25 protein-coding genes are annotated in these 21,674 nt (G+C 62.6%); 19 read left to right on the top strand and 6 right to left on the bottom strand.

The annotated features are described in order from the left end of the window. The 18 genes from PM3016_RS21615 (at position 1) to PM3016_RS21540 (ending at position 15,133) form a co-directional block, all read left to right on the top strand. A complete protein-coding gene (locus PM3016_RS21615; RefSeq protein WP_013918664.1) occupies positions 1-927 on the top strand; it encodes an ABC transporter permease in 927 nt (308 codons plus the stop codon). Between the two features lie 31 nt (positions 928-958). After that, positions 959-1,876 (top strand): ABC transporter permease, encoded by a 918-nt coding sequence (locus PM3016_RS21610; RefSeq protein WP_013918663.1) that lies wholly within the window; start codon positions 959-961, stop codon positions 1,874-1,876. A 57-nt stretch (positions 1,877-1,933) separates the two neighbouring features. Next, entirely contained in the window at positions 1,934-3,304 is a 1,371-nt protein-coding gene (locus PM3016_RS21605) for an ABC transporter ATP-binding protein (protein ID WP_014370926.1), read from the top strand. Beyond that, a complete protein-coding gene (locus tag PM3016_RS21600) occupies positions 3,226-3,918 on the top strand; it encodes an ATP-binding cassette domain-containing protein (protein WP_420798947.1) in 693 nt (230 codons plus the stop codon). Before PM3016_RS21605 ends, PM3016_RS21600 begins: the two co-directional genes overlap by 79 nt. Then, positions 3,857-4,162: an oligopeptide/dipeptide ABC transporter ATP-binding protein gene (locus PM3016_RS41460; protein WP_420798946.1), complete on the top strand. Its 306-nt coding sequence runs from the start codon at positions 3,857-3,859 to the stop codon at positions 4,160-4,162. Before PM3016_RS21600 ends, PM3016_RS41460 begins: the two co-directional genes overlap by 62 nt. 70 nt (positions 4,163-4,232) lie before the next feature. Further along, a complete protein-coding gene (locus tag PM3016_RS21595) occupies positions 4,233-4,721 on the top strand; it encodes a DinB family protein (RefSeq protein WP_014370924.1) in 489 nt (162 codons plus the stop codon). 347 nt (positions 4,722-5,068) lie between these two features. Beyond that, entirely contained in the window at positions 5,069-5,929 is an 861-nt protein-coding gene (locus tag PM3016_RS21590; RefSeq protein ID WP_014370923.1) for a transporter substrate-binding domain-containing protein, read from the top strand. A 15-nt stretch (positions 5,930-5,944) separates the two neighbouring features. After that, a complete protein-coding gene (locus tag PM3016_RS21585; RefSeq protein WP_013918657.1) occupies positions 5,945-6,739 on the top strand; it encodes an amino acid ABC transporter permease in 795 nt (264 codons plus the stop codon). Further along, positions 6,691-7,401, top strand: coding sequence for an ABC transporter permease subunit (locus PM3016_RS21580; RefSeq protein ID WP_041618438.1), 711 nt, complete (start codon positions 6,691-6,693; stop codon positions 7,399-7,401). The genes PM3016_RS21585 and PM3016_RS21580 overlap by 49 nt, the downstream gene beginning before the upstream one ends. Beyond that, positions 7,398-8,150 (top strand): amino acid ABC transporter ATP-binding protein, encoded by a 753-nt coding sequence (locus tag PM3016_RS21575; RefSeq protein ID WP_013918655.1) that lies wholly within the window; start codon positions 7,398-7,400, stop codon positions 8,148-8,150. Before PM3016_RS21580 ends, PM3016_RS21575 begins: the two co-directional genes overlap by 4 nt. Before the next feature lie 35 nt (positions 8,151-8,185). Then, on the top strand, positions 8,186-8,725 hold the full coding sequence (locus PM3016_RS21570) for a GNAT family N-acetyltransferase (protein WP_014370921.1): 540 nt from the start codon (positions 8,186-8,188) through the stop codon (positions 8,723-8,725). Beyond that, positions 8,722-9,933 (top strand): amidohydrolase, encoded by a 1,212-nt coding sequence (locus tag PM3016_RS21565; protein WP_014370920.1) that lies wholly within the window; start codon positions 8,722-8,724, stop codon positions 9,931-9,933. The genes PM3016_RS21570 and PM3016_RS21565 overlap by 4 nt, the downstream gene beginning before the upstream one ends. 10 nt (positions 9,934-9,943) lie before the next feature. Further along, complete coding sequence (gene solA, locus PM3016_RS21560; RefSeq protein WP_014370919.1) at positions 9,944-11,101, top strand: N-methyl-L-tryptophan oxidase; 1,158 nt, start codon at positions 9,944-9,946, stop codon at positions 11,099-11,101. Positions 11,102-11,204: 103 nt separating this feature from the next. After that, positions 11,205-11,759, top strand: coding sequence for a GNAT family N-acetyltransferase (locus PM3016_RS21555; RefSeq protein ID WP_013918651.1), 555 nt, complete (start codon positions 11,205-11,207; stop codon positions 11,757-11,759). 46 nt (positions 11,760-11,805) lie between these two features. Further along, entirely contained in the window at positions 11,806-12,873 is a 1,068-nt protein-coding gene (locus PM3016_RS21550) for an LLM class flavin-dependent oxidoreductase (protein ID WP_014370918.1), read from the top strand. Positions 12,874-12,877: 4 nt separating this feature from the next. After that, the gene (locus PM3016_RS21545) at positions 12,878-14,185 is read left to right on the top strand and encodes an LLM class flavin-dependent oxidoreductase (protein WP_014370917.1); all 1,308 of its coding nucleotides are present in this window, start codon (positions 12,878-12,880) and stop codon (positions 14,183-14,185) included. A gap of 64 nt (positions 14,186-14,249) precedes the next feature. Continuing rightward, positions 14,250-14,507 carry a rhodanese-like domain-containing protein gene (locus tag PM3016_RS40020; RefSeq protein ID WP_238540279.1) on the top strand — a complete coding sequence of 86 codons (258 nt, stop codon included), beginning with the start codon at positions 14,250-14,252 and terminating at the stop codon, positions 14,505-14,507. Beyond that, a complete protein-coding gene (locus PM3016_RS21540) occupies positions 14,444-15,133 on the top strand; it encodes a sulfurtransferase (RefSeq protein ID WP_238540278.1) in 690 nt (229 codons plus the stop codon). Before PM3016_RS40020 ends, PM3016_RS21540 begins: the two co-directional genes overlap by 64 nt. A gap of 357 nt (positions 15,134-15,490) precedes the next feature. On the opposite strand, the gene PM3016_RS21535 is transcribed toward PM3016_RS21540, so the two are convergent. The 6 genes from PM3016_RS21535 to PM3016_RS21515 all read right to left on the bottom strand — a co-directional run bounded on the left by PM3016_RS21535 (position 15,491) and on the right by PM3016_RS21515 (position 20,148). Continuing rightward, positions 15,491-16,267: a DUF1579 family protein gene (locus PM3016_RS21535; protein ID WP_238540277.1), complete on the bottom strand. Its 777-nt coding sequence runs from the start codon at positions 16,265-16,267 to the stop codon at positions 15,491-15,493. A 195-nt stretch (positions 16,268-16,462) separates the two neighbouring features. After that, positions 16,463-17,047, bottom strand: coding sequence for a nuclear transport factor 2 family protein (locus tag PM3016_RS21530; RefSeq protein ID WP_013918645.1), 585 nt, complete (start codon positions 17,045-17,047; stop codon positions 16,463-16,465). A gap of 25 nt (positions 17,048-17,072) precedes the next feature. After that, positions 17,073-17,804 (bottom strand): SDR family NAD(P)-dependent oxidoreductase, encoded by a 732-nt coding sequence (locus tag PM3016_RS21525; RefSeq protein WP_014370915.1) that lies wholly within the window; start codon positions 17,802-17,804, stop codon positions 17,073-17,075. A gap of 21 nt (positions 17,805-17,825) precedes the next feature. Continuing rightward, a complete protein-coding gene (locus PM3016_RS40870) occupies positions 17,826-17,948 on the bottom strand; it encodes a hypothetical protein (protein WP_013918643.1) in 123 nt (40 codons plus the stop codon). Positions 17,949-18,125: 177 nt separating this feature from the next. Next, complete coding sequence (locus PM3016_RS21520) at positions 18,126-19,013, bottom strand: AraC family transcriptional regulator (RefSeq protein ID WP_014370914.1); 888 nt, start codon at positions 19,011-19,013, stop codon at positions 18,126-18,128. Between the two features lie 202 nt (positions 19,014-19,215). Then, positions 19,216-20,148 (bottom strand): AraC family transcriptional regulator, encoded by a 933-nt coding sequence (locus tag PM3016_RS21515; protein WP_014370913.1) that lies wholly within the window; start codon positions 20,146-20,148, stop codon positions 19,216-19,218. 302 nt (positions 20,149-20,450) lie between these two features. On the opposite strand from PM3016_RS21515, the gene PM3016_RS21510 reads away from it, so the two are divergent. Next, entirely contained in the window at positions 20,451-21,656 is a 1,206-nt protein-coding gene (locus tag PM3016_RS21510; RefSeq protein ID WP_014370912.1) for an LLM class flavin-dependent oxidoreductase, read from the top strand. The last annotated feature ends 18 nt before the right edge of the window (positions 21,657-21,674 follow it).

Here is a 21,674-nt window from a genome sequence, read left to right as displayed (position 1 = left end):
GTGGCCGGAGCTGTCATTCAACGACTTCTGTCGTCCCTGCTCGTGATTGCGGGGGCGTCGTTCCTGGTCTTCTTCATCCTGTACCTGCTGCCGGGCGACCCCGTGCTGATGATGCTGGCCGGAACGACGTTCACGCCGGAGGCGGCGGCGAACCTGCGGCACCAGCTCGGACTGGACCAGAGCGCCCTGCAGCAGTTCCTGCGGTTCGCGGGCGGACTGCTGCAGGGAGATTTCGGCAAGTCGCTGGTCAGCGACGACCCCGTCCTGCCGAAGATCCTGTCCCAGTTCCCGGCCACCGCGGCGCTGACCCTCGCGGGGACACTGATCGCCGTCGTCTTCGGCATCTGGCTCGGCGTCCTGTCAGCCGTGCACCGGGGAGGCATCATCGATCTGGCGGCCCGTCTGGTATCGCTGCTCGGCATCTCCATGCCGACCTTCTGGTCGGGCATTCTGCTCATCCTGATCTTCTCCGTGCAGCTGAACTGGTTCCCGGCGCTCGGATCGGACGGCTGGCGGACCCTGGTGCTGCCGGCGGCGGCGCTGGGACTGGTCGGCTCGGGCTTCATCGTGCGCATGGTCCGAAACTCGATGCTTGAGGTGATGAACGAGCCGTTCATCACGACCCTCCGGGCCAAGGGGCTGCCTGAGCGGCTCGTCATGTACCGGCACGCCCTGCGCAGCGCGCTCATCCCCGCGCTGACGATCATCGGCATCCAGATCGGGGAGCTGCTGGCGGGCGCCGTCGTGATCGAGACGGTCTTCTCCCGTCAGGGGATCGGCCGCCTGCTTGCCGGGGCGATTACGGCGAAGGACCTGCCGGTCGTGCAGGGCGTGATTTTTTTTACGGCGATGGTGTATGTCGCGGTCAATCTGCTGGTGGATCTGTCTTACACGCTGATCGATCCCCGGGTCAGAAGAACACAATAACCAGGTTCCGTGAAGAAGGGAGGAAGAGGATATGAAAAGTGCGGCCGCCGCCCCCGGCACTGCTGCCGAGCAGCGCAAGGAAACCGGGAAGCCGGCACCGGGGAGGAAGAGCGGCGTGACGATGTCCGATCTCCTGTACAAGGGGGCTCTGCTCCTTATCCTGCTGATTGCGGTCTCCGCCGTGGTGCCGCAGTGGATTGCCCCGTACTCCCCGACGGAGATGAACCCGGATTCGCTGCTGCAGCCGCCGGGGGCGGCACACCTGTTCGGCACCGACTATTTCGGCCGGGACGTCTTCAGTCTCGTCGTGCACGGCAGCCGGGATTCCCTTCTGATCGGGATCGGCTCCGTTCTGCTGGGAGGGCTGGTCGGCGGGCTGATCGGCAGCCTGTCGGGTTATATCGGAGGGGCGGTGGACGCGCTGCTCATGCGGCTCATCGACGTGCTGATGACCGTGCCGGGCCTGCTGCTCTCCCTTGCGGTGGCGGCGGCCCTCGGCCCGAGCCTGTTCAATATCGTGCTGGCGGTGAGCATCGCCGCCGTGCCGAGGTATGCAAGGGTGGTTCGCAGCCAGGTGCTCAGCATCAAGAGCAGGCCGTTCATCGCCGCGTCCCGGTCGATCGGGGCGGGCGGCTGGCATATCTTCGTGCGGCACGTCCTGCCGCATACCTGGACGCCGCTGCTCGTCATGGCGACCATCGGCGTCGGCTCGTCGATCCTCTCCGGCGCGGCGCTTAGCTTCCTTGGGCTCGGCGTCCTGAAGGAGGTGCCCGACTGGGGCACGCTGCTGTCGCAGGGCAGGGGTTATCTCACCGTAGCTTGGTGGATAACAACGTTCCCGGGCCTTGCGATCACCGGACTCGTGCTGGCCGTGAACCTGGCCGGCGACCGGCTGCGGGATATTCTGGATCCGAAGCTGAGCGGGGGGACGGGGGCCAAGGGCGGCTGACGTGAAGAGGAGAAGCCAACGCACCAGCTTGTGATGTGAAAAGGAGGAGACCAGCCCATGGCCAAACCGCTGCTGGAACTCGAACGAATCACTGTAGACTTCCTGAAGGAAGAGGGGCCGGTCACCGCACTGAGCGAGCTGTCGCTGCAGGTGTTTCCCGGCGAGACCCTGTGCCTGGTCGGAGAGTCGGGAAGCGGGAAGACCCTGGCCTCCAAGACGGCCATGAGGCTGGTCGAGTACGAGAACGGCCGGATCTCGAGAGGCAACATCTGGCTTGGCGAGCAGGATATTTCGACCTGGAGCCAGGAGCGGATGCGCACGGTCCGGGGCAGGCGGGCCGCGATGATCTTCCAGGAGCCGATGTCGGCCTTCGACCCGGTCTTCACGGTAGGACAGCAGCTCGTCGAGGCGATCCTGCAGCATGGGGAGAAGACCGCGAAGGAGGCCTGGCGGCACGCCGTTCATCTGCTCGGCCGGGTCGGCATCCCGGAGCCGGAGCTGCGGATGAAGATGTACCCCGGCGAGCTGTCCGGCGGCATGCTCCAGCGGGCGATGATCGCCATGGCGCTCTCCTGCAGCCCCGAACTGCTCATCGCCGACGAGCCGACGACTGCGCTGGACGTGACCGTACAGGCCCAGATCCTGCACCTGCTGCAGGAGCTTAAGGAAGAGTACGGGATGGCCATCCTGCTGGTGACCCACGACCTGGGCGTTGCCGCCGAGATGGCGGACCGGGTGGCGGTCATGTACGCCGGCCGGATCGTCGAGGAAGCGCCGGCGGCGGAGCTGTTCGAGCGGCCGCTGCACCCGTATACCCGGGGGCTGCTCGCTTCCGTGGCCCGGGCCGGCCTGCCCCGGGGAACCCGGCTGCCGTCCATCGAGGGAAGCATCCCTTCGCTGACGGCTCCCCCGGCCGGCTGCCGGTTCCATCCACGCTGCCCGCAGGCCGTGCCGCAGTGCACGCAGAGCGAGCCGCCGCTGGCTGGGTACGAAGGGGGGCGCCGGGCCGCCTGCTGGCTGGCGGAGGAGCCGGGGAACCCGGAGAGCCCGGGAGGAGGATGGCAGGCGGAGGCGGAGAGCCCAGCCCAACGCAGCGGTGATGACGCAGACCGGCGGGGCTCCCGCCGACTGGAGCCCGCAGCAGCGTTCGCTGGGGTCCGGCACCACGACGCTGGGACCGCCGGCGAGCCGGGCACCGCACGTGTCCCGCAGCCTGCGGCCGGACTGCCGGACGCCGGACACGGCACCCGCGTTTTCGCCAAGGAGGCGGCCATCCGCTCCTTGAGCGCCGCTGCGCCTGCAGCCGGTGAGCCGGGCGGGTCTCCGCTGCTCTTCGAGGTCCGCGGCCTGTGCAAAGCGTATCCTTTCGGCGCGGCCTGCTGCGGCGGCCGAAGGGCCGGATTCTTGCCGTCGACGGCGTCTCGCTGACGGTCCGGGCCGGCGAGACCTTCGGGCTCGTCGGCGAATCCGGCAGCGGCAAGTCGACGCTCGGCCGGACGCTGCTGCGGCTCGAGAAGCCGACGGAAGGGCAGGTGCTCTTCGAGGGAAGGGACCTGGCGAAGCTGTCTCCCGCCGACCTGCGGGAGGCCCGGCGCTCGATGCAGGTGATCTTCCAGGACCCTTACGGGTCGCTGAATCCCCGGTGGACGGTTGGCGAGCTGGTCGGGGAGGGGCTGGCCGTTCACGGGCTGGCATCCGGTACGGAGCGCAGCGAACGCGTCGCGGAGCTGCTGGCGGCGGTGGGCCTGCGTCCCGAGTGGAGCGGCCGCTATCCCCACGAGTTCTCGGGCGGGCAGCGCCAGCGGATCGGCATCGCCCGGGCGATGGCCCTCCGGCCGAAATTCATCCTCGCCGATGAGGCGGTGTCGGCGCTCGATGTGTCCGTGCAGGCCCAAATTCTGAACCTGCTGCAGGAGCTGCAGCAGAAGGAGGGGCTGACCTACCTGTTCATCGGCCACGGCCTGCAGCGTGGTCCGCCACATGTCGGACCGGATCGGCGTCATGTACCTTGGCCGTCTGGTCGAGGTAGCCCCAAGCGGTGAGCTGTTCCGCCGCCCGGCGCATCCATATACGGCAGCGCTGCTGGCCTCCATTCCGCAGGGGGATCCCCGGCGCAGAGGCGGGCTCGTCCCCTTGACCGGGGAGATTCCCTCGCCGGCCAATCCGCCTTCCGGCTGCCGCTTCCATCCCCGCTGCCCGGCGGCGAAGCCGCTCTGCCGGGAAGCCGAGCCGCCTTGGCACGAGATCGGACCGGATCATGCGGCAGCATGCCATTTTCCACTGTAAACCGGACTTGGCGGCCTTCGCCCGCTAAGGGCGGGGAGCCAGACTTATACGATATGGAGGAGCTGATATCATGAGCCAAACGGCCATTGATCTGAACGTATTCGCGGGCAATCTGTCCCGGATCGAGGAAAGCCTGAAGGGATTGACGGAAGAGCAGCTGACCTGGAAGCCCGCGCCGGACAAATGGAGCATTAAGGAAGTGGTGGCCCATCTGGCGGACCACCTGGTCGTCACGGCCTTCCGCATCCGTCAGATCGTATCGGAAGAGGTGCCGCAGGTGCCTGCCTTCGATCAGGATGCCTGGGTGGCCGGGATTCGGGCGAACGAGGTGCCGATCAAAGAGCTCCTGGACACCTACAGGGCCCTGCTGGAGGTGAATCTGCCCCTCCTGAAGCGTCTCACTCCGGAGGAGTGGGCACGGACCGCCGTCAATCCAAGGGGGAAGACCGTCACGCTGGCGGAGCTGCTGGAGGGCTTCTCCAAGCATGTCGGAACGCATCTGGGCCAGATCGAGCGCAACAGGCTGGCGTTCGGACAGACGGCGGCCGCTTCGAGCTGACGAACGGTGAAGGGGCCGGCATGATGCGGCAGGCAGCGGGAACTGGGCTGCAGCGGCATGACCCTCCCGGCCCCTCGGATACCATGGTCCTTTTATAGAATGGCCCCTTTTATAAAGAGAGAGATCCTTATATAGAAAAACGTAATGCAGGGATAGAAAAGGTTAATCTACGGTTGACGCGAAAGAAATGCGGTGCTACACTCTGTATATCTTAAATCCAACCATACATATAGGATTTATGAGTTAAAGGCTGATTGGACCAACCAAAAGCCGCTGTTCGAACAGGCAGCGGCTTTTTGCCGTTCACAGCCTCGAGAATTACACACACAGATGGAGGGGTTCCTGTCATGATCAACAACAAAACAACCAAGCTTGTCCCCGCAGTGCTCACGGCCCTGCTGCTCCTCGCCGGCTGCGGCACGGCGCCGGCGGCCAAGGAGACCGCAGCGAAGGATACCGATGGCGGCACGAAGCTGGAGAAGCCGGCCGCCGCGGCTCCCAAGAAGGTCATCATCGGGACCGGCACCCAGTTCCCGAATATCTGCTTCCTGGATGACAAGGGCAACCTGACCGGCTACGATGTGGAGCTCGTAAGGGAGATCGACAAGCGTCTGGCGGATTACGAGTTCGAATTCAAGACGATGGATTTCTCCAACCTGCTTCTGAGTCTCGAGACCAAGAAAATCGACGTCATCGCCCACCAGATGGAGGTCAACGAGGAGCGGAAGGCCAAGTTCCTGTTCAACGACGAGGCGTATAACATTTTTCCGAACAAGGTGGTCGTTCATAAGGACCGTAATGACATCCAATCAATCGACGATCTCAAGGGCAAAAAAGTCATCGTCGGCGCGACAAGCAATGCGGCGGTACTGCTGCAGGAATACAACAAGAAGAACAACAACGCCATCCAGATCGTCTACTCGGGCAGCGGCGGCACGAACGATGTGATCGCGCAGCTGAAGGCCGGCCGCGTGGACGCGACGATCTCCACCCAGTTCGCCATCGACCAGCGCAACAAGACGGCGGATGCCCAGCAGAAGACGGTGGGACCGGCGATCTCGAATTCCAAGGTATTCTTTATCCTCCAGAAGGATGGCACCGAGCTCAAAACCAAGATCGATGAGGCGCTGAAGGAGATCAAGAAGGACGGTACCCTCGGCAAGCTGAGCACCCAGTGGCTCGGAGCAGACTATACCGTATCCGAATAGAAAGCGGGCAGGGCTATGGGAAAAGCTTTTGATATCACGCTGGTGGGAACCTTCCTGCCCAAGCTGCTGGCTTATCTGCATGTGACGCTGTTCATTCTGCTCCTCTCCCTGATCGCGGGGGTCGTGTTCGGCTCCCTTCTGGCCCTGGTCCGGCTCTACAGGGTACCCGTGCTGAGCCGGGCCGCGGTCGTCTACGTTTCGTTCATGCGGGGGACGCCGATCATCATCCAGCTCTTCCTCGTGTATTACGGACTGCCGGAGCTGCTGCGCGGAGTTGGGATCGACCTGTCCAGCGTGCATGCCCTGGTCTTCGTGATCCTGACCTACGGCCTGCATATCGGGGCTTTCTTCTCGGAGATCGTCCGCTCGGCGGTCGTCAGCGTGGACCGCGGACAGGTCGAAGCGGCCTACTCCATCGGCATGACGCCGAAGGACGCGTTTCTCCGCATCGTTCTTCCCCAGGCGCTGACGATCGCGATGCCGAACTTCGGCAATCTCGTCATCTCTTCGCTGAAGGATACGTCGCTCGCTTTTTCCCTGGGTGTGATGGATATGTCCGGACGCGCGGAGACGCTCGGCACGACCAACCATTACCTGGAGATCTATATGGCGCTCGCGGTTATCTACTATGCGGTCAGTCTCTCGCTGGAGAAGCTCTTCGCTCTGGCGGAGCGCAGGCTGCAGCGTCATGAAATCCGGGAGGGCTCCGAGCCCGGGAATTCGGGCACCGGACAGACCGTCAACGGAAGGAGGGGATTCCGATTCAGCTTGACCCGCTCTTCATCGCAGAAGCCTTCTTCGACATCCTGAAGGCCCTGCCGCTTACGCTGGTGATCTCCATCGTCCCGCTGCTGTTCGGATTCGTAATCGGCACGGGCATCGCGCTGATCCGCATCTACAAGGTGCGCGGCCTGCATCACCTGGCCTCTTTCTATGTGTCGTTCATCCGGGGCACCCCGCTGCTCCTGCATATCATGATCATCTACTTCGGCCTGCCGCTGCTGTTCGATACGCTGGCCGCCTCCTACGGATGGAGCGCCCGTTCGAGCTCCATTCCGCTCATTACCTTCGTCCTGGTCGCCTTCTCGGTGAATTCGGGCGCTTACATGTCGGAGGCGATCCGCTCGGGCATTCTGTCGGTCGACCGCGGCCAGCTGGAGGCGGCATACTCAGTCGGCATGACGCGCTGGCAGGGGATGCGGCGCATCGTGCTTCCCCAGGCGCTGATGGCGAGCCTGCCCAATCTGCTGCACAAGTTCGTCGGTCTGCTGCACGGCTCTTCGCTTGCTTTTACCATCTCGCTGGAGGAGCTGAACGGCAGGGCGAACATCGTGGCCACGAGCAATCTGAAGTTTCTTGAAGCGTTCATCGCGGCCGCCTTCATCTATTGGGGGCTGACGCTGCTGGCGGAAGGCCTGACGGCACTGCTCGAGAGACGCCTCAATCTGTACAACCGGGGAGGGATCGCATGATCCAGCTGACGAATATCCGCAAGTCCTTCGGAGCCCAGCAGGTGCTCCAGGGAATCGATCTGACCGTGCAAAAAGGAGACGTTGTCGCTATTCTCGGACCGAGCGGCTCCGGCAAAACAACGCTGCTGCGCTGCATCAATTTCCTCGAGAAGCCGGATGTGGGAACGGTGCGGATCGGCTCCTTCGGCGTAGACTGCCGGGCGGCCGGGAAGAAAGACATCCTGGAGCTGCGGCGCCGGACGGCGATGGTGTTCCAGCACTACAACCTCTTCAAGCACAAGACCGTGCTCGAAAATGTGATGGAGGGACTCACCGTCGTGCGGAAGCTGCCGAGGGAAGAGGCGAAGCAACGCAGTCTGGAAGTGCTGGAGAAGGTCGGACTGTCGCACAAAACGGATGCCTATCCGAGCGCGCTCTCCGGCGGCCAGCAGCAGCGCGTCGGCATTGCGCGGGCGCTCGCGCTGAACCCCGAGGTGATCCTGTTCGACGAACCGACGTCGGCGCTGGATCCCGAGCTCGTGGGGGAGGTGCTCGCCGTCATCCGGCGCATTGCGAGGGAAGGGGTGACGATGATCATCGTCACCCACGAGATGGCCTTTGCCCGGGACGCGGCCAGCCATGTGGTCTTCATGGACGGGGGCGTCATCGTCGAGCAGGGGCCGCCGGACGAACTGTTCGCCCGGCCGCAGGAGGAGCGGACGAAGCAGTTCCTGGCCCGCTTCTCGTCCGAATGGAGCTACGCCATCTAAGCAGTAAGGGCTGCAGCATCAAGGAGGGAAAGGATATGACGGAGGTATACCGGCTGGCAGAGCCCGGCGATTCGGCAGAGCTGCTCGCTCTGATCCTGGGCGCTTACCAAACGATCCGGGATTTGAATATCGCTTTTACCGCGGCCCAGGCCGATCTGGACCTGGTACGCAGCAACATTGTGAACCACTCCTGCTATGTGTTGGAGCTGGATGGGGAGATCGCGGCTACCATCTCCCTCAAATCCCTGGAGGAGGTAACGCCGCATCCGTTTCTGTACTGGTTCGCGGTCGATCCGAAGCACAAAGGCCGGGGCGTGGGACGCAGGCTGCTGGATCACGTGGAAGACACGGTGGTCCGCCAGGGGCTGCAGGCCTCCGCCGTGACGCTCGCGACCTCGCGCAAGCACCCCTGGCTGCTTCCTATGTACGAGCGCCGGGGCTACCGGCCCTTCTACGAGCGGGACCTCGGGACGGACGACAAGCTTGTCTTTATGACCAAGGAGCTTCCCGGGAAGACGGAACAAGCGGATGACGAAGCAGCGGCCGCCCTGCTTCAGGAAGGCAGGACGGCATGAGCGCGGACAGCCGCCGCCAGGAGGCGGAAGCGCTGGGCCGTGAGGCGGAGGCTCTGCTGCCGGAATTGACGGCCTTCCGCCGGGAGCTGCACCGACGGCCTGAGCTCTCCATGGAGGAGGTGGAGACCACCCGCCGCATCCGCGAGGAGCTGGCCCGGGAAGGCATCCGCCTGCTGCCGCTGGATCTGCCGGTGGGGGTGCTGGCGGAGATCGACGGCGGCGAACCCGGTCCCCTGGTCGCTCTGCGTGCGGACATCGACGCGCTTCCGGTCACGGAAGAGACGGGGCTGCCCTTCGCCTCCGAGATCCCGGGCCGCATGCATGCCTGCGGGCACGATTTTCACACGGCGGCGATTCTGGGCGCGGCCAAGCTGCTGCACCGGCGGGCCGGAAGCTTCCGCGGCAGGGTCCGGCTGCTGTTCCAGCCGGGGGAAGAGAAGGGCACCGGGGCCAAGGCGCTGATCGGTGCCGGGGCACTGGAGGGCGTGCAGGCCATCTTCGGCATGCACAACAAGCCCGACCTGCCCGTAGGCACAATAGGGCTCAGGGAAGGCCCGCTGATGGCCAGCGTCGACGGCTTCAAGATCCGCGTGAGCGGCAAGGGCGGCCATGCGGCGATTCCTGACGCCGCCATCGACCCGATCGTGGCCGCCAGCGCCATCGTCGGCGGGCTGCAGACCGCGGTATCGCGCAGCATCTCGCCGCACCACAGCGCGGTGCTCAGCGTCTGCCGCTTCCAGGCCGGTACGACGTGGAACGTCATCCCGGATGAAGCCGTCCTCGACGGAACGATCCGCACCTTCGATGCGGAGGTCCGCTCCCGGATGCCCGTGCTGCTCGAACGCATCGCGGCGGGGATTGCCGCAGGGTACGGGGCGGAAGCCCGCGTGTCCTGGTTCGCGGGGATCCCGTTCGTGGATAACGACCCGGGCGCCGTGGACATCGTGAAGACGGCGGCCAATCGGCTGTCGCTCACCATAACGAAGGCCGAACGCTCTTCCGGCGGGGAGGACTTCGCTTATTATCAACGCGAGGTGCCCGGCGGCTTCATATGGCTCGGTACGGGCGGTACGGAGCAGTGGCACCACCCGAAGTTTACGGTCAGCGAAGAAGCGCTGGCCCCGGCGGCCGCATTGTTCGCCCTTTCGGCGCTGGAAGCGCTGGAGCGGCTGGAGCAGGAGGTGCCGCCCTTAGTTCAAGTGGAATAGGAGGAGGTTTATGCATACATCCTACGATGTGATTATCATCGGCGCGGGCTCTATGGGGATGAGCGCCGGCGCCCATCTGGCGCAGCGCGGACGCCGCGTGCTGCTCATCGACGCCTTCGACCCGCCGCATACGGGGGCCAGCCATCATGGGGAGACTAGGCTTCTCCGCCACGCCTATACCGGCGGCCCGACCTATGTACGGATGGCGCTCCGGGCGCACGAGCTGTGGAACGAGCTGGAGGCGGCTACCGGCAGGGAGCTGTTCCGGCCTACCGGCGTGCTCAACATGACGCCGGCGAGCCATCCGAGCCTGCTCGGCAAGCTCGAGGCCTCGAAAGCTTTTGATCTGAACGTGGAGTGGCTCAGTGCGGAGGAGATCGGCAAGCGCTGGCCCGGCATCACGCCGCCCGAGCATTATGTGGGCCTGTACGAGAAGGACGCCGGAGTTCTCCTCAGCGAGGAATGCGTCCGGGCCTACCGGGAGGTCGCGCTCGCCCACGGCGCGCTGTTGCTGCCGTATACCCGGGTCACGGGGATCACGCCGCTGTCGCGGAGTGTGACCGTCTCGACCCCGGTCGGGGACTTCCACGCCGAGAAGCTGATCCTGACCGCCGGGGCGGGGGCCGGCAGCATGCCGCGGTTCCCGCTTCCCGTCAAGGCCGTCCGCAAGACGGTGGGCTGGTTCCGGGCGGAGGAGCGCCTGTTCGGCTCCGAGCACTTCCCCGGCTTCACCATCGGCGGCTCGATGGGCGGCTATTACGGCTTCCCGAGCTTCGGCGGGTCGGGCCTCAAGATCGGCCGGCACGATACCGGCCGCCTCATCGAGGAGGGCGAGGCGCCGGAGGCCTTCGGGGCTTACCCGGAGGATGAGGGGGATCTGCGCAGCGCACTGGCCGCCTATCTGCCTTCGGCTGCAGGCCCGCTGCTGCGCGGAGGCATCTGCCGGTACGAGCGCAGCCCCGACGAGCATTTCATCATCGACCGGGCTCCGGTGCTGCCGGGCGTTTATTTCGCTTCCGGCTTCTCGGGTCATGGGTTCAAGTTCGCAAGCGTGGTCGGCGAAATTCTGGCCGATCTGATCACGAAGGGCAGCTGCGGCTTCGACCTGCAGCCGTTCCTCCTGTCCCGCTTCCGCAAGGGAGCCGTGCAGGCGCACGAGCCGGCATAATGGGAGGAAGGGACGGGACCCCCGAGAGTCGTTCCGCTTTTTGAAATATTAGGAAGTATAGCTCATATAGCTTACATACTGGCCAAGAAAGGGTGTCTTGCTCATGTCCATCACCGCCGAGCTGCAGATCCGGGATGCGCATCCCCGGGAGCGGGAAGAAGCCGTCTCGTTGTCCGTTGCAGCCTACAGCGAGTACCGGGAAAGCTACAGCGGGGAGTTCTGGGAAGGCTACAAGCAGTCCATGCGCGACCTTTGGTTCCGGGAAGACCTCCCGGCCGGGCGAATTATCGCTGTCCGGGACGGAAGGCTGCTCGGCTGCCTTCTGCTGTACCCGCCGGTAGAGCGTCTGTACGAGAGACTGCAGGCGAATATCCCTTACCATGAGATCCGTCTGCTCGCCGTGGATCCCGCAGCCCGCGGTCAAGGCATCGCCACCGCGCTGATCCGGGAATGCGCCGAGCGGGCGAGGAGCGGCGGCGATCCGTACCTCGGGCTGCATACGACGCAGCAGATGCGGGCCGCGGTCCGCTTGTACCGGCGTCTCGGTTTCGAACGGGCGCCGGAATTTGATTTTCCCGGCGGTGACGAGCGGACGCTTGTGGAGGCTTACCGGCTGCCGCTGGAGGGCGGGCTGAGCCTGTTGTCGGCGGCGCTTTGAAGTACGCCATATGGCCTCGTCATCATCTGAAGGGAGCAGGAACCCCATGAAGATCGCATTGTTCAGTCTTGTGATGAATCTTCCGAACGCCATCACCGGGGAGTCGTTCACCACAGGACAGAAGCTGGAGAACGTGATCCGGCAGGCGGAGCTCGCCGAACGGCTGGGCTTCGACGCCTACGGCGTGGGCGAGCGGCACGGCGCTCCGTTCCTCTCTTCCTCGCCGCCGCTGCTCCTGACCGCCATCGCGGGAAGGACCACGCGCATCCGGCTGCTGACGACCGTTACCGTTCTCAGTGTGCTCGATCCGGTGCGCGCAGCGGAGGATTACGCTACGCTCGACCACTTGTCCGGCGGGCGGCTCGAGATGATCATCGGCAAGGGCAATGACCCGCGCCATTACCCGCTCTTCGGGATCGCGGAGGAAGAGCAGTGGGATTCGCTGGCCGAACGCTATGCGCTGCTGCGCCGCCTGTGGGATGAGGAAGACGTGCACTGGGAGGGCCGCTACCGGCCGCCCCTGCACGGCGTCACCACCCAGCCGCGTCCCCTGCAGCGGCCGATTCCGGTGTGGCACGGCAGCGCTTCGAGCCCGCTGTCCACCGAGCTTGCGGCGAAGTACGGCGAGCCGATTTTCTCCTCAAACACGTTCCACCCCATGGCCAAGTACAAGGCGCTGATCGACCACTACAGGGAGCGCTGGGCTTATTACGGACGCGACCCGGCGGAGGCAGTGGTCGGTGCCGGCGCCGGCAGTCTGTATCTCGCGGATACGTGCGAGGAGGCGGTCCGCCGGTTCCGGCCTTATTATGATGCGATCCAAGCTACCCCTTCGGCACAGCACAACCAGTCCCCGTTCAAGGACCTCGAGGACCAGATGGAGAACGGTCCCATCCTGGTAGGCAGCCCCGAGCGCGTGATTGCGAAGATTATGGAGTATCATGCCGCCTTCGGACACAGTGTGCTCAGCATCAGTGTGGATGGGCTCAGCGAGGCGGAGCAGCAGGAGCAGCTGCACCGGTTCGCACAAGAAGTGGCTCCTGTGCTCCGGCGTGAGCTGCCGAGCCGCGTGTGGGAGCCGAAGGCCCCCGTGGGGCAGAGCGTGTGGGGGTGACACCGTGACGAAGAAGAACCGAATGATTCTGAACCTGCTCCTGAGCCCGGCGGGGTCCCACCGAGGTGCCTGGCGCCATCCGGACACGAGGCTGGAGGAGCTTCACGACATCCGCCACTACCACCGGCTGGCCCGCCTGGCCGAGCAGGCTAGGATCGATTCGCTGTTCCTGGCGGACGGCCTGTCGGTCGAAGTCGAAGCGGTCCGGCACGGGCCGATCCTCAGCTTCGAGCCGCTGACGCTGCTGTCTTCCATCGCCTCCGTGACCGAACACATCGGGCTGATCGCCACCGCGTCCACCACGTTCGGCGAGCCGTATCACACCGCCCGGTTCTTCTCGTCGCTGGATGCGATCAGCGGAGGCCGGGCCGGCTGGAACATTGTCACGACCGGCGTGGAACGGACGGCGTATAACTTCGGGCTGGCCGGGCTGCCTCCGCATGCGCTGCGGTATGAGCGGGCGAGCGAGTTCACGGAGGTCGTGCTGAAGCTGTGGGACAGCTGGGAGGAAGGCGCCCTGGTGCAGGATCAGGCGGCGGGCCTCTACGCCGACCCGGCCAAGGTGCACGAGATCTGTCACGAAGGCGTCCATTTTTCGGTCCGCGGTGCGCTGAACGCGGTCCGCTGCCCGCAGGGGAGGCCGCTGCTGGTGCAGGCCGGCGCTTCGGAGGAGGGCCGGAACCTGGCGGCCCGCTTCGCCGAGATGATCTTCACGGTACAGCCGACGCTGGAGGAGGCCCGGGCATTCTACCGGGACATCAAGCGGCGAACGGCCTTGGCCGGCCGCAGCCCGGAGCGGCTCAAGGTGCTGCCCGGGCTGCTTGTCAACGTGGGCGCCACCGAGGCGGAGGCGGAGCAGAAGGCGGCGGAGCTTCGTGCGATCGTCTCCGTCGAGCGCTCCGTCATGTCGCTGTCCAATCTGCTCGGCATGGATTTCTCAGCCTACTCGCTCGATGATCCGTTCCCGCCCCTGCCTGAGCCGCAAGACGTGAATGCCTATCACTCGTTCCATGCGCTGGTCCGCGGGATCACGAGCCAAGAACGGCTGACGATCCGGGAGTTCGTGCACAAGCACTGGTCGGGCAGCGGTCAGCTTGCGGTCACCGGCACCCCCAAGCAGGTGGCGGATGTGATGGAGGCCTGGTTCCTTGGAGGTGCGGCGGACGGCTTCAACGTGATGCCGCAGCTCGCCTTCGGCGGTGTGGAGGCCTTCCTGGGCCTGGTGGTGCCGGAGCTGCAGCGGCGGGGCTTGTTCCCGGACCGTTATACCGGCAGGACGCTGCGGGAGAATCTGGGACTGGAAGGTCTTTAGGCGTATAATGGAATGAGAAGGTGTAACGAAGCCGAATGACCATGGTGAGAGGGAGGATGTTAACGTGACACAGGATAGCAGAGCCAATCATGGTGGAACAGGAACACGAGAAGCCGGGGGCGAACGGAGTGCCGGTTATCCGAATGCTCAGCTGCTGGTAGAGCCGGATTGGCTGGAGGAGCATGCCGCGTCTGCGGATGTCGTCCTGCTGGATGCCCGGGCCCAGGGCTATGGGGAAGGGCATATCCCGGGGGCGTCGTGGCTCGATGTCAAACGGCTGAAAGACGCGGACGGCCGTACCTCGCATCCGCTGAAGCCATAAGGGAAGCGCTCACCGCAAGCGGCGTCCGGGACGGCCGCACCGTTGTCGTCTACGACGATGGCGGCGGCGTGACGGCGGCCCGTGTGTTCTATGTGCTCGAAGCCTTCGGCTGGCGGGACAAGGTCAAGGTACTGAACGGCGGATTCGCCGCATGGAAGGCTGCGGGAAAAGCGGTGTCCACCGACACGCCGAGTGTCGAAGCAGGTTCGATCGCGGCTCTGACCCTGGACGAGCGCAGGGTGACGACCAAGGAGCGGATCCAGGCCGGGCTGGAAGGCGCCGTCATTCTTGACACGCGTTCTCGCGAAGAATATACCGGCGAGGACACCCGGACGAACCGCAAAGGCGGACATATCCCCGGAGCCGTACACCGGGAGTGGAAGGATTCCCTTCTGCCTCCTGACGAGAACGGCGTCGTCCGCTTCAAGCCGGCCGGTCAGCTGCTGCAGGAATTCGAGGAAGCCGGCGTACGCCGCGATCGGGTGGTCGTGCCGCACTGCCAGTCCAATCAGCGGGGGGCGCATTCTTACTTCGTGCTTCGTCTGCTCGGGTATGAGGATGTGAGGCCATATGAAGGCTCCTGGGACGAATGGGGGAACGCGGAGGATACAGAGGTAGAGGGATAGCCTGGTGCAGGCTCTTTCATTGGCATTCATCGGATTCATGGGATTCATCGGGTTGAACCCAAAACCCCCATATACGGGCATCTGCGTGCAGGAGCGAGGAATCGGGCTTCGGCAAGCAGATGCCTGTTATACGTCATACATCCTTTGTACCTGAGGGCTAACGACTGAGAATAGAGCAGGTTACGCTAAGCGACCGGACTGACTAAGGGAGCGGTATACCGGAGATTCCCGAACAAAGACGAGATAGCGGGGGAACCATTCGATTATGCGGGCCGGGTGCTGATGGAGCAGGTGACGGCGTGGTTTTTAGTTTAGGCAAAAGCCCCGCAGGGGGGAACCCCGGGATTCCCCATGAAATTACGGTTTCTCCCGCGTATAGATACTCCGGTCAAGCAGGAACTCCTTTTCTCCGGACGGGGTAAAGTACAGCTCGATGGTATGCCGGTCTTCGCTCTCAATCTTGATCACCGTGCGCATGCCCGCCTGCTTGCCTGCATTCTCTTCGCCGAGCAGGCCTTGATCGGTGAAGAAGCCGGACATGCTGATCGTGGTCTGGGGCCCCATGCCCGTTTCTCCCTGATAGATCATCATGTTGGCATTCAGGGCATCGACCGTCACCCATTCATAGCGTTTATCGATGTCGCTGTATCCAAGCAGTCCCATTCGCCAATACTTCTCGCTGCCGATCTTTCCTTCGGTCTCGTCTTTCAGATAACGCCCATCCGCCATCCAAGTCTTGCGGGAGACGAGGTCCTTCGAGACGGTAGGGTTGTCGGGCGTACCGAGAACCGCGTAGATGGTCTTCTCCACGCGCCAGGTACCTTCCAGCGGTTTCAGTGCTTCATGCCCGGGACCCGGGAGTCCCGCGCGGACAAATAGAGGAATATCCTGCTGCCCTTGTTTCGGTTCATTCTTTGCCGCTGCGGAAAGACTTTCAAGCCCAAGTTCATTCTTCTGTCCCGGCTTCGTCGATTGCTGCGCACCGGATGGATGGCCAGGCAATGCGCAGCCTGCAATGAATACAACCGACAATAGGATCAGGGGCAGGCTGAACCGGATCGGTGCCGAGCGCCCGTAAGCTCTAAGGGCTGCCCCTCCCGCTGCCTTACGAATGCTTGATAGGGTGGTTTTCATGGTCATGATCACTCCTTTTAGGACGCTGCTCTGCTGCCATAGTCATTCGGAACTTCATGCAGCGCCTGGAAGTAAACTCGGCTGACAGGCCGAGCGCCGGTATCGAAATCGACTATGTGATTGGAGAGGTAATGCGGTGTCAGCTTCAGCGGAGTCAATAAGTGGTTCCCGTCGCTGGAGTACTGCGCGCAGAAATTACTGCGCCGGCTTCTCCACGCCTAACTCCGCATTGCCGTCTATGAATTTCAGATTGAATTTGAACTTGTCAATCTTCCAGCTATCCGATACTTTGATGAAGTGCAGGTTATAGCTGCCAACGAACGTTCGGGTGTTTTTGCCGGATTCATTCGGCAGATAATGGTAGGCGATTCCGTAGCAGAACAGGTCGGCTTCATTTCCCCGCACATCCACCCGATAATTGCCGATTTGATGATGAATGGCCTTCAGCGGCGCAAGTCCTGCTTCCCAACCGTCAACTATGTGCCGGGGAGTAACCATGGCCGGCTCTCCTCCTCCGGCGGAGGACATATCGAACAGAACCTTCTCGGCAAAGCTCAGCTTCACTTGCGGCCAGTTCCGTTCATCCGTTTGAATAAACAGCTGATTCGCCGCGTCGATGATGCGATTGGCCTCGGCGGTATTGCGTGCAGCAGCGGAATGTTCGCCTTCAGCACGGTCATTTGCTGAAACAGCGGCATAAGCGTAACCGCTGCTCACCAGAATCAGAAGGGCGGCGATTGCCGATAAGCTGATTTTTTTGAACGAGCCTGCTTTTTTCATAGGTCATCCTCCTCAATGGGGTCCTTCATGTGATAGAGGTTGCGGCTACCAGGCAATACGCTGACCATCCCGGAAGAAGCCTCCGCTTGGGCCATCCGCGTCCAGCTGAGTCAGCCAGATGATCGAAGCGGCGGCTTCCTCGGCGCTGCGTGGAGCCGCAGGCCCGCCCATCCCCGGTCCGCACCCATCCGGGGCAAACCGCATTGATTTTGATATCGGGTGTGATCTCCGAGGCAATCAGTCTCGTTAATGCGTTCAAGGCAAGCTTGGACAGCTTGTAAGCGCCTGTGCCCGGATGATCCATCGCCGCGGCTTCGCCATAGCCGGAGGAGATGTTCACGATCCGCCCGTATTGACGAGCCTGCATAAGCGGCAGGAAGGCGCGGATGACATGGTAGGGACCCAGCGTATTGGTCTTTAGGATTAACTCCAGAAGGGAAGGGTCGATCTCCGTCAAGCGCTTCCCTTCATCGAGATAAAGCGCCGCATTGTTGACTAATACATCCAGCCTGCCGTATTGGCGGCGTACAACTTCTTCGGCGGCCCGGATGCTTTCAGGATCAGTCACATCCATTGTGAGAAAATCTACCCTGCCCTTGAGATTCTTCATCGAGCGAGCCGCTTCCTCACCGCCTGCGGCATCGCGGCCGGCGAGCAGGACCAGCATACCCGCTTCAGCCAATTGCTTGCAGAGCGCACGGCCGATTCCTCTGTTGCCGCCTGTGACCAGCGCTACTGCGTTCTGATCGTCCCTCACGCGTCATCCTCCTCGAATCCCCTAAAACGAAAAGTGCACCAGATATGGAATGGTCTGAAACCTGCTGATGCTTTCAATACAGGCCTGTGCAGGAGGAGGAATCGCGTACATGCCGGAGCACGCTTCGCTCTGCTGTTCATTCATGATGCGGGCCTCCTTTCCTTGTTCTTGTCTGCTTTAGTATAGAGAGCTTCGGCGTTCAAATATTGAACGAAACGCGCATGTTTTTGTACGTTCTGAGCAATAGAGATGAAAATAATAGTGAAAACAAGAAAACCACAGTACCGTGAAGGTGCTGTGGTCAGCAGGGAACATGCAGTATTAACGGGTCAGGAGGAATTCCCTCGGCGACAGACCGGTGATGCGCTTGAAATGCCGGTGGAAATGGCTCTGGTCCGTAAACCCGAGGGTTGAGGCGATTTCGGCGAGCGTCAAGCTGCGGCTTTGAATAAGGGATTTGGCTTTCTCGACGCGGATGGCAATGAAGTACTGGTGGGGGCTGAGCCCGGTAGCTTGTTTAAACAGGCGGCTCAGATGCGATTGGCTCATATGGGCTACCGCCGCTAATTCTTCCAGCGATATGTCCCGCTCGATATGGGCATGCATATATTCGATGGCCCGTGAAACCTGCTGAGCGCTCATTTTACGGGGCAGGGCACGCTGCTTCCTGGGAGTTGATGTATAGTTTTGCAGGAGATGAACGGTTAAGAGCCGGACGAGCGAGTCGGTGTAGAGCTTGCCGCCGGCTCCTTCGCTTTGAAGCTCATCGAGCAGCCATTGGCTTAGATGGAAGAGCTTCGGGTCACTCGTCCGCAGCTTGTGATTAAGCTCAATACGACCGCCGGAGGCCACGAACTCCGAATGCCCGGCAATCTCTTGGACGAAAGCCGGATCCAGCTCCAGACGGAGAAAAGAAAGCTCCTCCTCCCACCTGCAGTAGCTCATCTCTCCTGCGGAAAAAACATTGATGTTCCCTGGGCGGGCGACGCCTTCTTCATTCAAGCCGTCCCCCCGCTCATGAACATGTACAGGTCCCGGGGTGGTATGTATGACGATGAGATGCCTCGACAAGGAGGACTCGAACGCTTCCTGGGGAGGCACTCCCTGCCACTTGGACAGTGAAATATGCTCCCACCCCAGACTGTCGCTGCTTAGAAGTGGTCCGTTCCGTAGGGGTCGATCTTCAGGCGCATGGATTCGTTTCTTCATATCGATTCTCCATCCTTTCCAGACCGGTTCCTTAAATCTGGATATTATGGAATATTGTATAACATAGCTGCGTTATCTGTCGATCTTTCTTCTTCAGGTTCGAATGTCATCCAATCCGCTCCTTTCTGTGCGTGATCGGCCAATACTTCCTCCAGCCCGCTGCAAATGCTCCTCCTCACAAGTGCTTCATCCCGCTCCCGCATCATTCATGCCCCGACGCATTTGTCCCTCTTTGCTCAGCCTCCTGTCCGCCCGCCGCCATTCTCTCCATACGGTACGTCTTGGGCGGCTGACCGGTCCACTTCTTGAACGCCTTCGAGAACGAGAAGAGGTCCGGGTATCCGACCGAGTGGGCGATCTCGGACAGCGTATAGCCCGTATGCTCCAGCAGATGCCGGGCTTCCTTCATCTTCAGCTCCTGCAGGTACTGCACGGGCGGCAGGCCGTAAGTATGGCGGAACCGCTTGGAGAAGTGGGTCCGCTCGACGCCGACATAGTCCGCCGCACGTTCGACGGTGATCCCGTCGGCATAGTGCATCTCGAGATACTCTTTGCCCCGCTGAAGCCAGGCGGATTCCCCGCGGAGCCCGCTCTGCCGTGTGCCGGCCGTAGAAGCCGTCAGCAGATCGAAGACGCCGTGGAGATAGTGGAGCCTGGCCAGATCGGTCATCCGTTCTCCGGACTGGCCTGCGCCGCGGGCCGACCGGTCCAGGAAGGTCCATAACAGCTTCACCGCCTCCTTGACAGCCGCTCCAGCCGCATGGGGCTGCTCTTCCTGCAGCCCGAGACGTGCGAGAAGGCTTCGGGCCCCCGGACCGTCGAAGGCAAAGAAGATCTTGCGCAGCGGCTCATCCGCCGCCGTGTAGTATTCATGGGTAACCTGGGGGAAGAGGCAGAACAGGTCCCCGGGCCGCAGGGAATACGTTTGTCCGGCCTGGTGGAACGTGCCCCGTCCATCCAGGATCACCAGCAGATAATGATAGGGCGTGGTGCGGGGGCCTATATGATAATTCGCTTTGGCCTCGTTATAGCCGATCCGGATCGGCCAGGCGGGACCGGATTTTTCAAACTCCGAGGGGGTGAAGTGATAGATCTCCAGGAATTCGTGGTGGTCTTCTCGCAGGTTGTCACGCATCGCAGGACCTCGTTTTGCCATAGGATATGGATTCATCATAGAGCCCGCGCGGCTGGAATTCAAGGGGAGAGCGTCCAAAGGAACCCACAAAATGACAAATCATTCCCCCTACGAATTGACATTGCATTGGAATGTAACTCTTGTTAAGATTCATTATGCAAACTATTCCTAGCAGTATGGTTGGGAATATATCGACCGGTCCACCGGAGAACAGCGCAAGAAAACGTAAAGCGGTTTACCATAGATCACATCGTCTGCCGGGCAGCTGGAGACAGGGATTGCCCGCGAAGGGGGAAACAAGCATGACAGATCAGTCGAAAGAAGCGTACAGAGGGGATCAGGAGCAGGACATCCGTTTCGGATGGTTCCTGCCGACCGCAGGGGACGGACGTTACGTGGGCGTGGCGCCGGAGAGAGAACCGACCCTGGACTACATGATCCGGGTCGCACAGACGGCAGAGGCCTCCGGGTTCGAATTCGTCCTGATTCCGACAGGAGGCGCCTGCCTGGACGCCTGGGTCGTCGGCTCGGCGGTCATGAGCCATACGCGGACATTGAAGCCGCTGGTGGCGGTCCGCCCCGGACTCGTGGCACCGGTGCTCGCCGCGCGGATGGCGGCGGCGCTGGATGTGCTGTCGGAGGGCCGCGCGATGATCAATGTCGTGACAGGGAGCTCCGTCCAGGACTTAGAGGAGCTCGGCGATCCGCTCGCCCACGCCCATGACGAGCGGTATGAGAGGGCCAGCGAGTACATGGAGGTCATGAAGCGGTCATGGACCGGCTCCCAGGGCATGGCGGTCTCGGAGTTTCGCACGGGCGGCTCTGCATCCGCAGGGGAAGAGGGGCTGTTCAGCGGCAAATATTATCAGCAGACGAGACCGGCGGCCACGCCGCAGACCGTCCAGCAGCCGCATCCGCCGTTCTATCTGGGCGGCAGCTCCCCGATCGCCAAGCGGGTGGCGGTGGAGCACGCGCACACCTTCCTGATGTGGGGCGAGCCGCACGAGTGGATCCGGGAGCAGATCGCCGAGATCGAGGGCATCCGCGACCAGCTGGAGCAGGAGAAGGGCGAGCGCAAACCGCTTCGATACGGCATGCGGGCCCAGGTGCTCGTCCGCGATACCGAGGAAGAAGCCTGGGCGGCCGCCTGGGAGACGATCTCCAAGGTATCTCCCGAGCTGCTTGCGAAGGCGCAGGAATCCTTCGCCCAGACGGATGCGACGAACCAGCGCAGACAAAATGAGCTCAGGGAGCGCTCGAGGGCGGACCGTTTCGTAGCAGGGCCGAACCTGTGGACAGGACTCTCGCAGGTCCGCTCCGGCGGCGCCATCCTGATCGTAGGGACCGCGGAGCAGGTTGCAGACCGGCTCGTCGAATACGCACAGCTCGGCGTAAGCACCTTCATCCTGTCCGGCTATCCGCATCTCGAGGAAGCCGAAATCTTCGGACGCACGGCCCTGCCGTTGTTCCATCAGAAGTGGTCTGCCCTGCAGGTCGCAGCCACCTAACAGAGCTTAACCAAACCA

It is taken from the genome of Paenibacillus mucilaginosus 3016 (assembly GCF_000250655.1).
Taxonomy (GTDB): Bacteria; Bacillota; Bacilli; order Paenibacillales; family NBRC-103111; genus Paenibacillus_G; species Paenibacillus_G mucilaginosus.
Note: the sequence above shows the minus strand (reverse complement) of the source record. Positions and strands in the feature narration are given on the sequence as shown.